Source organism: Herbaspirillum sp. NPDC101396, from assembly GCF_044767365.1.
GTDB lineage: Bacteria > Pseudomonadota > Gammaproteobacteria > Burkholderiales > Burkholderiaceae_D > Herbaspirillum.
In genome coordinates, this window is record NZ_JBIWNT010000003.1 from 218,258 (window position 1) to 231,966 (window position 13,709).

At 61.7% G+C, this 13,709-nt stretch carries 12 protein-coding genes; 9 read left to right on the forward strand and 3 right to left on the reverse strand.

The window, feature by feature from the left end; all coding sequences use genetic code 11:
* Positions 1-28 precede the first annotated feature (28 nt).
* Positions 29-1,657: an acid phosphatase gene (gene acpA / locus ACIROY_RS10695; RefSeq protein WP_402341530.1), complete on the forward strand. Its 1,629-nt coding sequence runs from the start codon at positions 29-31 to the stop codon at positions 1,655-1,657.
* 66 nt (positions 1,658-1,723) lie between these two features.
* On the opposite strand, the gene ACIROY_RS10700 is transcribed toward acpA, so the two are convergent.
* Positions 1,724-3,397 (reverse strand): Na+/H+ antiporter, encoded by a 1,674-nt coding sequence (locus tag ACIROY_RS10700; RefSeq protein WP_402341532.1) that lies wholly within the window; start codon positions 3,395-3,397, stop codon positions 1,724-1,726.
* A gap of 156 nt (positions 3,398-3,553) precedes the next feature.
* Here ACIROY_RS10700 and ACIROY_RS10705 point away from each other — a divergent pair, with 156 nt between their 5' ends.
* Positions 3,554-4,552 carry an aldo/keto reductase gene (locus tag ACIROY_RS10705; protein ID WP_402341534.1) on the forward strand — a complete coding sequence of 333 codons (999 nt, stop codon included), beginning with the start codon at positions 3,554-3,556 and terminating at the stop codon, positions 4,550-4,552.
* Between the two features lies 1 nt (position 4,553).
* Here ACIROY_RS10705 and ACIROY_RS10710 read toward each other — a convergent pair whose 3' ends face one another.
* Positions 4,554-6,023, reverse strand: coding sequence for an MATE family efflux transporter (locus ACIROY_RS10710; RefSeq protein WP_402341536.1), 1,470 nt, complete (start codon positions 6,021-6,023; stop codon positions 4,554-4,556).
* A 300-nt stretch (positions 6,024-6,323) separates the two neighbouring features.
* Here ACIROY_RS10710 and ACIROY_RS10715 point away from each other — a divergent pair, with 300 nt between their 5' ends.
* Positions 6,324-7,043: a FadR/GntR family transcriptional regulator gene (locus ACIROY_RS10715; RefSeq protein ID WP_402273388.1), complete on the forward strand. Its 720-nt coding sequence runs from the start codon at positions 6,324-6,326 to the stop codon at positions 7,041-7,043.
* 156 nt (positions 7,044-7,199) lie between these two features.
* Positions 7,200-7,961, forward strand: a complete 762-nt coding sequence (locus ACIROY_RS10720) for an SDR family NAD(P)-dependent oxidoreductase (protein ID WP_116433648.1) — start codon at positions 7,200-7,202, stop codon at positions 7,959-7,961.
* A 44-nt stretch (positions 7,962-8,005) separates the two neighbouring features.
* Here the strand turns inward: ACIROY_RS10720 and ACIROY_RS10725 are convergent, their stop codons facing one another.
* Positions 8,006-8,293: a hypothetical protein gene (locus ACIROY_RS10725; protein WP_402273385.1), complete on the reverse strand. Its 288-nt coding sequence runs from the start codon at positions 8,291-8,293 to the stop codon at positions 8,006-8,008.
* Positions 8,294-8,399: 106 nt separating this feature from the next.
* Here ACIROY_RS10725 and ACIROY_RS10730 point away from each other — a divergent pair, with 106 nt between their 5' ends.
* The 5 genes from ACIROY_RS10730 to ACIROY_RS10750 all read left to right on the forward strand — a co-directional run bounded on the left by ACIROY_RS10730 (position 8,400) and on the right by ACIROY_RS10750 (position 13,668).
* Entirely contained in the window at positions 8,400-9,632 is a 1,233-nt protein-coding gene (locus tag ACIROY_RS10730) for a PAS domain S-box protein (protein ID WP_402341538.1), read from the forward strand.
* Between the two features lie 43 nt (positions 9,633-9,675).
* Positions 9,676-10,320, forward strand: a complete 645-nt coding sequence (locus tag ACIROY_RS10735) for a response regulator (RefSeq protein WP_402341540.1) — start codon at positions 9,676-9,678, stop codon at positions 10,318-10,320.
* Positions 10,321-10,473: 153 nt separating this feature from the next.
* Positions 10,474-11,880, forward strand: a complete 1,407-nt coding sequence (locus ACIROY_RS10740) for a CmpA/NrtA family ABC transporter substrate-binding protein (protein WP_402273376.1) — start codon at positions 10,474-10,476, stop codon at positions 11,878-11,880.
* Entirely contained in the window at positions 11,880-12,764 is an 885-nt protein-coding gene (ntrB, locus tag ACIROY_RS10745) for a nitrate ABC transporter permease (protein ID WP_402341541.1), read from the forward strand. Before ACIROY_RS10740 ends, ntrB begins: the two co-directional genes overlap by 1 nt.
* Before the next feature lie 16 nt (positions 12,765-12,780).
* Positions 12,781-13,668 carry an ABC transporter ATP-binding protein gene (locus ACIROY_RS10750; protein ID WP_402273371.1) on the forward strand — a complete coding sequence of 296 codons (888 nt, stop codon included), beginning with the start codon at positions 12,781-12,783 and terminating at the stop codon, positions 13,666-13,668.
* The last annotated feature ends 41 nt before the right edge of the window (positions 13,669-13,709 follow it).

The following is a 13,709-nucleotide window of genomic DNA, read 5'->3' on the forward strand; positions in this document are numbered from 1 at the left end:
TCCGAGTCAATAAAAAAAGAGAATATCCATGCGAGCCAAAATTAGCCAGTCTTTCAGCCAGCCAATGCGTTTGTCGCTTTTAGCCGTTGCCATTGCAGCAGGACTCTCGGCATGCGGCGGCAACGCCAACATCGCTGGCGATGACGCCGCCGTGCGCAGCATCGACACCGTGGTCGTGATCTACGCCGAGAACCGCGGCTTCGATACCCTGTACGGCCTGTTCCCCGGCGCCAACGGCATTCCCGGCGTGAACCCGTCGTCGAAGGGCGCATACTTGCCGCAAGTCGATGTCGACGGCGCCGTGCTGCCGGTGCTGCCGCCGACCTGGGGCGGCATGACCGCGGCGGGCCAGAGCAAGGTGATCACGCAGGCGCAGTCGGCCGGCATGCCGAACAAGCCGTTCCAGATCGACGGCAAGGACGGCGTGGCGCTGGAAGCTTCCGTCGTCACGCGCGACCTGGTGCATCGTTACTACAACAACCAGATGCAGATCAACGGCGGCCGCAACGACAGGTTCGCCACTTATTCCGATGCCGGCGGCTTGTCCATGGGCTACTACGACGGCAGCAATATGGCGATGTGGCAGCTGGCGAAAGAGTACACGCTGGCCGACAACTTCTTCATGGGCTCCTTCGGCGGCTCGTTCCAGAACCATCAATACCTGATCTGCGCCTGCACGCCGCAATATCCCAACGCCGACAAGTCGCCGGCCAAGGGCGGCATCTCCAAAGTCGAGTTCGATGCGCAGGGCAATTTCGTACGTCTGACGCCGGCGCCGAGCACGCCGAAATCGGTGCTCGGCGGCGCGCCCAAATACGCCAACGACGGCACGCTGACGCCGGCGGACGACAAGGGCATGTATTACGCCGTCAACACCATGCAGCCGGCCTATCAGCCGAGCAATGTCGCTGCACCCGCAAGCGACGCCGCCAAGCTCTACGCCGATCCGAACAGCGCATCGACGCTGCCGCCGCAAACGCAGAAGAACATCGGCGACCTGCTGAGCGGCAAGGGCGTGAGCTGGGCCTGGTACGCCGGCGCCTGGAATTCGACGCTGAAGGTGGCGCAGGGCGACCGCAAGTTCCCGTCGCCGACGCCGAACTTCCAGTTCCATCACCAACCGTTCAATTATTTCGCCAACATGGATCCGGTGAAGAACGCCGCTTACCGCGCCGAGCATCTGAAGGACTTCGACGCCAGCTTCCTGCAGGATGCCGCCGCCGGCAAGCTGCCGGCCGTGTCGTTCTACAAGCCGCAAGGCAACCTGAACCAGCACGCCGGTTACGCCGACGTCGCATCGGGCGATGCGCATATTGCCGCCGTGGTCAACAAGCTGCGCCAGAGCCCGCAATGGAAGCACATGCTGATCGTCGTGACGTATGACGAAAACGGTGGCTTCTGGGATCACGCCGCGCCGCCGAAGGCCGACAAATGGGGCCCGGGTACGCGCATCCCGGCGATCATCGTGTCGCCTTATGCGAAGAAGGGCTATGTCGACAACAGCCTGTACGACACCAGCTCGGTGCTGCGCTTCATCACACGCCGCTGGTCCTTGCCGGTGCTCGACGGCATCGCACTGCGCGACAAGGCGATCCAGGCCAACGGCGGCACGCCTATCGGCGATCTGAGCAACGCATTGGCGTCACAAGCGAACTGATTCTTCCGCTATAAAAGAAAACGGCGTCATCGCAATCAGCGTGACGCCGTTTTTTCATTTCATTGCTTAATGCGCCGCGTTGAGCGACCCCATCAGCCAGGTTTCCGCCAGATCGATCTGGTTGATCAACGCGATGAAGGTCTCGTCGTTGATCTGCTGCTCGGCCCGCAGGTGATGGACTTCGCGGCGTTCGGCGCGGATCGCTTCAAGCCGCAGTTCACGTTCGAAGTGCTTGACGCGATTGGCGGTGCGGTGGGTTTCCTCGGTGCCGCTTTCGGCGTCCATGCGCATGCGATAAGTCGCCAGCAGGCGACCGCTGACTTCTGTCAGCAGGGCAAGTTCTTCCTGGTCCATGTCGACGCCCAGGCGCTCCTGCGCTTCTTCGATGCAGCGCACCGCCGCTTCCGAGACGCGCAGGCGCGCCATGGTTTCTTCCGTACGGCGGCGTTCTTTGTCGGCATCGAGCTTGAGACCGGTCAGCAACCATGGCAGTAAAAAACTGCCGGCCAGCAGTGAGCACACGATCACCCCGGTGGCCAGGAAGATCAGCAGGTCGCGCGCCGGGAAGGCATGGCCGTTCGGCATCAGCAGCGGAATCGACATCACGCCGGCCAGCGTGATCGCGCCGCGTACGCCCGCCAGCGAAGTGATGCTGATCAGGCGCACGTCGAAATAGCGCTGTCTGGCGCGCTGGCCGCGCACGGCGTTGGAGAAGCGGCGCAGGCGCAGGTTGAACCAGACCCAGAAGAAGCGCAGCGTGATCAGCGCCACCGTGATCGCGACGATGTAGGCGAACAGATGCCACACCGGCACGTTGCCGGCGACCTGGGCGTCGAGATGCGCGAGGCTGACGATGGCCGGCAATTGCAGGCCCAGCAGGATGAAGGACATGCCGTTGAAGACGAACTCCAGCATAGTCAGCATGCTCTGGCTCTGCATGCGCGTGGCGGCAGATTCGGCGCCGGCAGTGTCGATGTAGGGCATCAGCATGCCGGCGGCGACCGCGGACAGGATGCCGGACAGGCCGAAGTGTTCGGCGAAGATGTAAGCCGAAAACGGAATCAGCAACAGCAGCACGACCTGGATGCCGGGTTCGTCGCCGCTCCATTCGATGATCTTGCGGCGGACCAGGCCGAAGCCCCAGGCCACGATCAGACCGACCGCGATGCCGCCGATGGCGATCAGCGTGAAGCTGATGCCGGCGTCGATGAGCGAGAAGGTGCCCGACAGCACCGCGATGATGGCGAACTTGAACGCCACCAGACCGGAGGCGTCGTTCATCAGCGCTTCGCCTTCCAGCACGTGCTGCATGGTGGACGGCAGCCGGCGCTTGCCGATGATGGACGACACCGCGACGGCGTCGGTCGGCGACAGCACCGCCGCCAGCGCGAATGCAGACGGCAGCGCGATGGCCGGAATCATCCAGTGGATGAAGTAGCCGACCCCGACCACGGTGAACAGCACCAGGCCGAGCGCCAGCGCCAGGATCGGTTGCGCCAGCCGGAAGAACTCGCGCTTGGGCATGCGCCAGCCGTCGGTAAACAGCAGCGGCGGGATGAACAGCAGCAAGAACAGCTCAGGGTCAAAGCTGATGCGCAGGCCGAACAGCGGCAGCGCCAGCACAGCGCCGAGGCCGATCTGGAACAGCGGCAGCGGGATCTTGAAAGGAACAAGGCGCGCCGCCACGCCGGAAACGGCGACGGCCAGCAGCAGGATCAGAACGGTAAAGACAATTTCCATCGGAGATAAAGCAGAGGAGTCGTACGGTATTGAAGCGGAGATCGCGACTGAAAATCAGGACCTGACAAGTTGTAAGTATAGAGCCTGGGCGGGCTCCGGCAGCAAAAACGGATCAGGCATAGAATCATTGTTCCTCGGTGACATGGAGTGCATGCAATGGGTACGACTGGTACGACTGGTACAACTGACAAAAATGGCAATCAACTGCAACATCGCAAACTCGGCAATTCGGCCGTTGAAGTTGCGCCGCTGGCGTTCGGCGGCAATGTGTTCGGCTGGACCGCCGATGAGGCGACTTCGTTTTCCCTGCTCGACAAATTCGTCGATGCCGGCCTCAACCTGGTCGACACCGCCGATGTCTATTCGCGCTGGGCCAACGGCAACAAGGGCGGCGAATCCGAAACCATCATCGGCAAATGGATCAAGCAAAGCGGCAAGCGCGACAAGCTGGTCATCGCCACCAAGGTCGGCATGGACATGGGCGACGGCAAGATCGGCCTGTCGCCGGCCTACATCAGGCGTGCGGTGGAAGACTCGCTGACGCGTTTGCAAACCGACTACATCGATCTCTACCAGTCGCACACCGACGACAAGAACACGCCGCAGGAAGAAACCCTGCACACCTATGGCGAACTGGTTCAGCAAGGCAAAGTGCGTCTGATCGGTGCATCCAACTTCGGCGCCGACCGTCTGGAAGAAGCGCGCAAGCTCAGCCGTGAACATGGCTACCCGCTGTACCAGACGCTGCAGCCGGAATACAACCTGTATTCACGCGCCGACTTTGAAAACAATCTTGAGCAGTACTGCCTCAAGGAAAAAATCGGCGTCATCAACTATTACTCGCTGGCCAGCGGTTTCCTCAGCGGCAAATACCGCTCCGAAAAAGATCTCGGCAAGAGCACCCGCGGGGGCAAGACGCAAAGCTACCTGAATCCGCGTGGCCTGCGCATCCTCGACGCACTCGATGCCGTCGCCGCACGCTACGACAGCACGCCGGCCGCCGTGGCGTTGGCGTGGCTGATTGCGCGTCCGAGCATCTCGGCGCCGATCGCCAGCGCCACCACGCTGGAACAGATGGATGCGCTGATCGCCGCAACGCGCCTGTCGCTGGACGCTGCCGCCATCAGCCAGCTGGACCAGGCCAGCGCGCCCTAAGCTAAACCTTGTGGTCGACAGCGGTCATGGCGGGCGTCGCCATGCCAGTGTCGGGCGCCAGGCCGCGCGGCTGCACCGACAGCATGTGCGCCTTGCGCCAGCCGCCGTAGCGGTAATACGCGACCGCCAGCACGATCAGCACCACGCTGCCGAGCGGAAAGCTCCACCAGATCGCTTCCGCGCCATAAGTCGGGATCAGCCACTTCGCAAACGGCAGGCGCACCAGCCAGATCGCGATGAACAGCATCACCAGCGGCGCCATCACCGCGCCGGTTGACCTCACCACGCCGAACAGCACCATCGTCACGCCGAACAGCACGAAGGACCACGCCACGATATTGTTGATATGGCGCGCCACACCCATGGCTTCGCCCTCATGCGGCAGGAACAGGCCCAGCGCCGCGTGATCGAACAGATACAGCAAGGCCACCAGCGCGCCGGTCAGCAGGAAGTTGTAGCCGACCCCGATGGTGGCGATGCGCGTGACGCGATCCCAGCGACCGGCGCCGATATTCTGCGCGGCCATTGACGACACGCTCGCGCCCAGCGCCAGCGCCGGCATTTGCACATAGGTCCACAACTGCGAGGTCACGCCGTAACCGGCCGTCACCTGCGAGCCGTAGCCGTTGACCAGGCTGATCATCACCAGCGCCGACGATGAAATCACCAGCATCTGCAAGCCCATCGGCAGGCCCTTGGTCACCAGCGCGCGCAGGATCGCCAGGTCTGGTTTCAGGTAATTCAGTTCATTGCTGTGCAGCGCCAGGAAATGCCTGCGGCGATAGAGGAAGGCGATCATCAGCAGCAGGCTGCCCGATTGCGCGATCAGCGTCGCCAACGCCGAGCCGGCAATCCCCATCGCCGGAATCGGGCCGAGGCCGAAGATCAGCAGCGGATTGAGCGCGATATCCAGTCCCACCGACAGCAGCATGAAATAGAACGGCGTGCGCGAATCGCCCGCGCCGCGCAGCGTCATCATCATGAAGTTATAGAAATACATCATCGGCAGCGCAACGAAGATGATGCGCAGGTAGGCAATCGCATAGGGGGCGGCGTCGGCCGGCGTCTGCATCAGCGTAAGGATGTGCGGCGTGAAGATGTAGCCGGCGATCGCTACCAGGATCGACAGCGTCGCAAAGAAGCTCGCGCCGGTGCCGACCACGCGCTTGGCGCGGTCGATGTCGCTCGCACCGATGGACTGCCCGACCAGGATGGTGGTCGCCATGCTGATGCCGAACACCACGCCGAGCAGGAAGAACAGGACGATGTTGGCGTTCGAGGTCGCCGTCAGCGCCGCCTCGCCGAGATAGTGGCCGACCCAGATCGCATTGACCGAGGCGTTCAGCGATTGCAGGACGTTGCTGCCGAGTACCGGCAAGGCGAACATCAGCAGCGTGGTGGCGATGGGGCCGTTGACCAGGTCGGGGCGGGAGGATTTTGCAGGTGAGCGCGGAGCAGGTTGGGCGGACATGGAGGCGGCGGGTGGCTGTGAAACAAAGGCCTCATGCTAGCGCAGTTCGCGCTTCGCATTTGTATCGGCATGTAAGTGGAGGGAAAGGAGAAAAAGCGGGCCGGCATGCTGGCTTGTCTTCTCGTCAACAATCGCCGGCAAGCACACATGAAAAAGGTTTGACCATTGCGGAAAGTCCTCGCTTGACAGGCCCCGGACCCGCACCTATTCTCTGCATACCCAAAGGTCTTACCATATACCCGCACCGCCCTGCGCATCCTTCGGCGCCCAGAACATATAACAGGCACTCAAGCAGACTCCATGTCCTTCGATCCCATCGTCCAGAAATCCATTTCCGAGCAAGTTGCGCAACGCCTGCTCACCATGATCCGCAGCGGCCTGCTCAAGCCCGGCCAGCAATTGCCGCCGGAGCGCGAACTGGCGGCCATGCTTGGCGTCGGCCGTCCGGCCGTGCGCGAAGCGATCCGCGGCCTGGCGCTGCTCGGCTTGCTGCGCATCCGCCAGGGTGAAGGCACCTTCGTCGGCAAGCTTGAAACACGTGAGCTGCTCGAGCCGCTGGAAATGATCATCGACCTCAACGCCGGCACGCTGGAAGCGCTGTTCGACGCGCGCCTGATCATCGAAACCGGCGTGGCCGCGCTGGCCGCCACCCACATGGCGGAAGAAGAACTCGAGCGCCTGACGCGCAACGTCGACGACGAAGCGCGCCTGCTGAGCGACCCGGCCGCCTTCGCCGCCGCCGACGTGGAATTCCACGAAGCCATCATCGAGGCCTGCGACAATCCTTTCCTGCAAAGCATCGCTGGCAGCCTCTACATGCTCGGCAAGAAAAGCCGCACCATCACCTCGCGCATTCCGGCCACGCTGGAACGCAGCCTGCAGGACCACCGCGACATTCTCACGGCCCTGAAGGCGCGCGATCCGAAACAGGCCTCCGACGCCATGCGCACCCACCTGATCCGGGTGCGCGACGCTTATCGCGGTGCGGCGCAGAACAAGGATGAATCGGTGCACGACTGATCTGTACTGTCATTTGCACCGCCATTGATGTTGATTTCGATTTGCTCAGAAAAATAAAAAAACACCCCGGCCTTCAAAGAACACCAACATTGAAACGAGCCGGACCGTGATTTCCCCTATGGTTCACGCCATGCTTACTTTCTCAGGAGAACAACAATGCAAGATCTGGCAGGTAAAGTCGTCTTCATCAGTGGCGCCAGCACCGGTATCGGCGCTTCCGCTGCCCGCGCCTTCGGCGCCAAGGGCGCCCACGTCGTGGTCCACTACAACAAGTCGGCAACCGAAGCCGAAGCCGTCGCCGCCGAGATCCGCAAGGGCGGTACCAAGGCGATCACCATCGGCGCCGACGTGCGCGACAGCAAGGCCATCGACAAGGCAATCGCCAGTGCGGTCGAACAGCTCGGCCGCATCGACGTCCTGATCAACAACGCCGGCAGTCTGGTCAAGCGCGAAGCACTGGAAAAGATCAGCGACGACCTGTTCGACGAAGTCGTGCAGATCAACGCACGTTCGGTGGTGGCGTTCACGCGCGCCGTGATCCCGGTCATGCGCAAGCAGGGCGGCGGCAACATCATCAACGTTACCTCGGTGGCGGCGCGCCATGGCGGCGGCCCCGGCGCGCTGATCTACGCAGCGTCGAAAGGCTTCGTCAGCACCATCACGCGCGGCATGGCGAAAGAACTGCAGCCGGATAATATCCGTGTCAACGCGGTGGCACCGGGCGTGATCATGACGCCGTTCCAGGAACGCTTCACCACACCGGAGCAGCTGGAATCCTTCCGCAAGACCATCCCGATGGGCCGCATCGGCGATCCGGCGGAATGCGACGGCGCCTTCCTGTACCTGGCTTCGGATGAATTGTCGGGCTATGTGACGGGGCAGATCATTGATGTGAATGGCGGGCAGTACATGCCGTGATGTGATGATGCAGAATAGAAAAAGCCGGCTAGTTGCCGGCTTTTTTATTTGAAAAAATGCCCGAATACATCTTTCAGGCATTCATCTCCCGAATCTGATTCTGAAAGCAGGTAGTTTCCGTTCCAATCGTCCCAACCTGCCTGTAAGCTGTACTGCGGCAATGAGAAGCTTTGATAGATGCCTTCAGCCACATGCATGATCTCTTTTCCGGTTCTTTCAAAATGAAACGTTCCCACCAAATACTCACAGATATTCGCCCATTCAGAATGCGGTAAATCTTCCAGACTGAGGATGAGATGACCATTGGCGGCTTGACGTAGATTGGCGTTCATTTTTTCGCTGAATAGCGGTGTTGTGATGGGATAACGCTGAAAAACGCATTCTGGCACAAGCTTTGCAGTCTACGAGACATTCCTGAAATAACCGGATATCACCGCAATGCTCCTCGCGAACTCTATTACTCTCTCTGAAACCGCTGACGCTGCAAGCGTGAACAATGCGGATTTGCTTCGCGACAAGCTGACCCTGCTGCTCGACTCCACCGGCGAAGGCATCTACGGCATCGACCTCGAAGGCCGCTGCACCTTCATCAATCGGGCCGGCGCGGAGATGCTCGGGTACCGGATCGAACAGATGCTGGGCAAGAACATGCACGAGCTGGTGCACCATAGCCATGAGCACGGCGAACACTACCCGGAAGAAGAGTGTCCGATCCTGAAGGCCTTCCGCAAGGGCGAATCGTGCCGGGTAGATCAGGAAGTGTTCTGGCGTGCTGATGGTACCCATTTCGCGACCGAATACTCTTCTTATCAGATCATCGACGGCGGCCAGGTGCGCGGGGCGGTGATCACGTTCAGCGATATTTCCAAACGGCGTCTGGCCGAGGAGCAGTTGCAGCGTGCCAAGGCCGAGCTGGAGCAGCGCGTGGCCGAGCGTACGCGCGAGCTGTCGGCGGCGCTGATGCAGGTGCGCGAACTGTCGGCGCATGCGCATTCGGTGCGCGAGGATGAACGCACGCGCATTGCGCGCGAGATCCATGACGAACTCGGCAGCCTGCTGGTGGCGCTGAAGCTGGACGTGAACTGGATGGCCAGCCGGGTGGCCGACCGCGAGCCGGTGGCGCGCAAGTGCGCCAGCATGAACCGGTTGATCGAGGTGGCGGTGGACAACGTCGGGCGCATCATCACCGATCTGCGGCCGAGTATTCTCGATCATCAGGGATTGATCGCGGCGCTGGAGTGGCAGGTTCAGGAATTCTCCGAAGCGACCGAGTTGCCGTGCGACGTCGAGTTCGACATTTCTCCACAGGCGTTTGCGCCGCGCGGCACGCTGGCGACAGCGGCGTTTCGTATCTTCCAGGAAATGCTAAGCAACGTGGCACAGCATTCGCAAGCAACGCAGGTGAAGATCGCCGTGCGGCTGACGCCGGATGCCTTGCTGATGGAAGTGGAGGACAACGGCGTCGGCGTGCCGGCGGCGGCGCTGGCAAATCCCAAGTCCTACGGCGTCATGGGCATGCGGGAGCGAGCGCTGCACTTTGCCGGCGCACTGAACATCGAAAATGCCGTTGATGGTGCAAAAGATGTGGGAGGTGCACCGGAAAGCGGCAAGTCGATCCGCAACCCCGGCACGCGCGTGCGCCTGGTCTTGCCGCTGAGGAACGACGCATGACCATTCATAGACAATCAACGCAATCGCAGCCACAAGGAAACCCATGATCCGCATCCTGCTTTGCGACGATCACCGCATCGTGCGCGAAGGCCTCAAGCAGATCCTCGCCGACACGCCCGACATCGAGGTGGCGGCCGAGTGCGCCGATGGTCCGGAGGTGCTGCGCAAGGCGCGCGTGGAAGCGATAGACCTGGTCTTGCTGGACATCGCCATCCCCCACCAGGACGGCCTTGATGTGCTGCGCCAGCTCAAGCAGGAGATGCCGCGCCTGCCGGTGCTGATGCTGTCGACCTATCCCGAGAAGCAATACGCCGCGCGCTGCTATCGCTTGGGCGCCGCCGGCTATCTGAACAAGAGTGCCGACACCGAGCAACTGGTGGCGGCGATCCGTAAGGCGGCCGAGGGCGGCGTCTACGTCAGTCCGCACATGGCCGAAACGCTGGCGGCCGAGCTCAACGCGCATGCGGCCAGCACGCAGCGCGCCGCGCACGAGACGCTGTCGCATCGTGAATATCAGGTGTTCCAGCTGATCGCTGCAGGGCGCAGCGTCAAGGAAATCGCCGACCAGCTCACCCTGAGCCCCAACACGGTCAGCACCTACCGCAGCCGCATTCTGGAGAAGACCGGCGCCAGCAACGATGTCGGCATCGCCATGTACGCCGTGCGGCATCAATTGCTACCCGCTTAAGTTGGCGAATTTGTTGTCGCTTTGATAGCGCCTTGTAGTCGTTCCACTACAAGGCGTCGTCTGTCGATGACATCGCAGAGCGCGCTGGCAAGCCCCTTGCACGTGATGGAGTAACAAAGCAGCCGTTACTTCACTCATCCATCGGGGGAATCCATGCCAAAAGAAATCGACAGCACCATCTTCCACACTTACGACGCCGAGCGCGCAGGCAATACCTGTTCCTGCGGCAAGCACGCCAGCCAGACGGCGCATGACGACGCGCAGCACCAGGCAGATGTACAGGCGCAGGTGCGCTCTCAAGATGCCGAACAACTGAGCAACGACGTGGTGGAGGAATCGGTGATGCGCGCGCTGTTCCCGCAGGCGGAGCAACGCCGCGACTTCCTGCGCGCGGTCGGCATCAACAGCGCACGTGCCGCGATCGCCAGCATGTTCCCGCTGGGCGCCTTGCAGGCCATGGCGCAGGAAAAGAACGGCGCGATTGAAAAGAAGGACCTCAAGATCGGCTTCATCGCCATCACTTGCGCGGCGCCGCTGATCATGGCCGACCCGCTCGGCTTCTACAAGAAGCAGGGTCTCAACGTCTCCCTCAACAAGACTGCCGGCTGGGCGCTGATCCGCGACAAGATGATCAACAAGGAACACGACGCCTCGCACTTCCTGTCGCCGATGCCGCTGGCGATGTCGATGGGCGTGGGCAGCAATCCGGTGCAGATGCGCGTCGCCACGATCCAGAACATCAACGGCCAGGCCATCACGCTGCATGTGAAGCACAAGGACAAGCGCGATCCCAAGCAATGGAAGGGTTTCAAGTTCGCGGTGCCGTTCGAGTATTCGATGCACAACTTCCTGCTGCGTTATTACCTCGCCGAGAACGGTCTTGATCCGGACCGCGACGTCCAGATCCGCGTCACGCCGCCGCCGGAAATGGTGGCCAACCTGCGCGCCGGCAACATCGACGGCTTCCTCGGCCCCGATCCGTTCAACCAGCGCGCGGTGTATGACGAAGTCGGCTTCATTCACATCCTGTCGAAGGAAATCTGGGACGGTCACCCATGCTGCGCTTTCGGCATGTCGGAAGAGTTCGTCAAGCAGAATCCCAACACCTTCGCGGCCCTGTTCCGCGCCGTGCTGACCGCCGCCGCGATGGCACGCGATCCGGCCAACCGTTCGCTGGTGGCCAAGGTGATTTCACCGGCGGCGTATCTGAATCAGCCGGAGACCGTGGTCGAGCAGGTGCTGACCGGCCGCTTTGCCGATGGCCTTGGCAACGTCAAGAACGTGCCGGGTCGCGCCGACTTCGATCCGGTGCCGTGGGATTCGATGGCAGTGTGGATCCTGAGCCAGATGAAGCGCTGGGGCTACGTGAAGGGTGAAGTCGACTACAAGGGCATCGCCGAGCGTGTGCTGCTGCTGACCGACGCCAAGAAATACATGAAGGAACTCGGCCAGCCGGTGCCGGACGGCGCCTATCGCAAGTACAAGATCATGGGCAAGGAGTTCGACCCGGCCAAGGCGGACGCCTACGTCAACAGCTTCGCCATCAAGAGGACCTCCTGATGAAACCGGCGGCACAACTGGGCTGGCGCGCCGGACTGATTTCGCTGGCGCTGTTCGGCTGCCTGTTGCTGGTGTGGCATCTGGCGACGGCACCCAAGCTGAGCGTTGAAAACGCACGGGCGGCTGCAACTTCTTCAGCATCTGCAGCCGACGATGAATACGCCAAGCTGATGGGCAAGAGCAGCAGCTCGCCGGTCAAGACCACCGGCTTCCCCGGGCTGGCGCAGATGGGCGAGACCATGCGCAAGGAGCTGGCCAATCCGTTCTACGACAACGGGCCCAACGACAAGGGGATCGGCATCCAGCTCGGTTATTCGCTGGCGCGGGTCGGACTCGGGTTTGCGATTGCGGCGGTGGTGGCGATTCCGCTGGGATTTTTGCTGGGCATGTCGCCGCTGATGCAGCGGGCGTTGAACCCTTTCATCCAGATCCTCAAGCCGATCTCGCCGCTGGCATGGATGCCGCTGGCCTTGTACACGATCAAGGATTCGTCGATCTCGGGGATCTTCGTGATCTTCATCTGCTCGGTGTGGCCGATGCTGATGAATACCGCGTTCGGCGTGGCGTCGGTGCGGCGCGACTGGCTCAACGTCGCCAAGACACTGGAGGTCACGCCGCTGCGCAAGGCTTTCCTGGTGATCCTGCCGGCGGCGGCGCCGACCATCCTGACCGGCATGCGCATCTCGATGGGGATTGCCTGGCTGGTGATCGTCGCAGCCGAGATGCTGGTCGGCGGCACCGGCATCGGCTACTTCGTCTGGAATGAATGGAACAACCTGTCGCTGACCAGTGTGATCTTCGCGATCCTGGTGATCGGCGTGACGGGCATGGTGCTGGACCTGTTCTTTGCGCGGCTGCAAAAACTCGTGACGTACACGGAATAGGCGTAACAGGAGCGATATGGAAAAAGCATTTCTCACCGTTGAGAATCTCAACAAGCGTTACACCGATGATGGCCTGCCGGTGTTCGACCAGGTCTCGTTCGGCATCGACAAGGGCGAGTTCGTCTGCATCATCGGCCACTCCGGCTGCGGCAAGACCACCATCCTGAATGTGCTGGCCGGCCTCGAAGCACCGTCGGGCGGCGTGGTGATCATGGATCAGCGCGAGGTCAAAGGCCCTAGCCTGGATCGCGGCGTGGTGTTCCAGAGCCATGCGCTGATGCCGTGGTTCAGCGTGCTGGGCAACGTCGTGTTCGCGGTGCGTTCGCGCTGGCCGGACTGGTCGCGCGACAAGGCCGAGCAGCATGCGCGCCGCTTCATCGAGATGGTCGGCTTGAAGGGTGCGGAGCACAAGAAGCCGTCCGAGCTGTCGGGCGGCATGAAGCAGCGCGTCGGCATTGCGCGGGCGTTTTCCATTGAGCCGAAGATGTTGCTGATGGATGAACCCTTCGGTGCGCTCGATGCGCTGACGCGCGGCGTGGTGCAGGACGAGTTGTTGAAAATTTGCAGCGCCACGCACCAGACCGTGTTCATGATCACGCACGACGTCGACGAGGCGATCCTGCTGGCCGACAAGATATTTCTGATGTCCAACGGCCCGCGGGCGCGCATCGCCGAAGTGGTGGTCAACACCATGCCCAAGACGCGCACCCGCGAAACCATGCACCACGATCCGCAGTTCTACCGCATCCGCAACCATCTGGTCGATTTTTTGGTGCATCGTTCGCGCCGTATCCAGGAAGCGGCTGCGGAAGACGTCGGCACGCGGGTGGTGACGCCCGGGCTGGAGCAGGGCGCACCGGATGCACCGGAGGCGCTGGACAATTTTCCGCAAGCAGCAGCTTGATTTTTCACGATCATTTTTATCATTCATCGCAAGGAGAACTT

What these genes read in the sequence shown, in the direction of transcription:
- ACIROY_RS10735 (WP_402341540.1), top strand. Translation starts at nt 9,676, where the DNA reads ATGATCCGCATCCTGCTTTGCGACGATCACCGCATCGTGCGCGAAGGC.
- acpA (WP_402341530.1), top strand. Translation starts at nt 29, where the DNA reads ATGCGAGCCAAAATTAGCCAGTCTTTCAGCCAGCCAATGCGTTTGTCG.
- ACIROY_RS10710 (WP_402341536.1), bottom strand. Translation starts at nt 6,023, where the DNA reads ATGTCCGCCCAACCTGCTCCGCGCTCACCTGCAAAATCCTCCCGCCCC.
- ACIROY_RS10700 (WP_402341532.1), bottom strand. Translation starts at nt 3,397, where the DNA reads ATGGAAATTGTCTTTACCGTTCTGATCCTGCTGCTGGCCGTCGCCGTT.
- ACIROY_RS10725 (WP_402273385.1), bottom strand. Translation starts at nt 8,293, where the DNA reads ATGAACGCCAATCTACGTCAAGCCGCCAATGGTCATCTCATCCTCAGT.
- ACIROY_RS10730 (WP_402341538.1), top strand. Translation starts at nt 8,400, where the DNA reads ATGCTCCTCGCGAACTCTATTACTCTCTCTGAAACCGCTGACGCTGCA.
- ACIROY_RS10720 (WP_116433648.1), top strand. Translation starts at nt 7,200, where the DNA reads ATGCAAGATCTGGCAGGTAAAGTCGTCTTCATCAGTGGCGCCAGCACC.
- ACIROY_RS10705 (WP_402341534.1), top strand. Translation starts at nt 3,554, where the DNA reads ATGGGTACGACTGGTACGACTGGTACAACTGACAAAAATGGCAATCAA.
- ACIROY_RS10740 (WP_402273376.1), top strand. Translation starts at nt 10,474, where the DNA reads ATGCCAAAAGAAATCGACAGCACCATCTTCCACACTTACGACGCCGAG.
- ACIROY_RS10750 (WP_402273371.1), top strand. Translation starts at nt 12,781, where the DNA reads ATGGAAAAAGCATTTCTCACCGTTGAGAATCTCAACAAGCGTTACACC.
- ntrB (WP_402341541.1), top strand. Translation starts at nt 11,880, where the DNA reads ATGAAACCGGCGGCACAACTGGGCTGGCGCGCCGGACTGATTTCGCTG.
- ACIROY_RS10715 (WP_402273388.1), top strand. Translation starts at nt 6,324, where the DNA reads ATGTCCTTCGATCCCATCGTCCAGAAATCCATTTCCGAGCAAGTTGCG.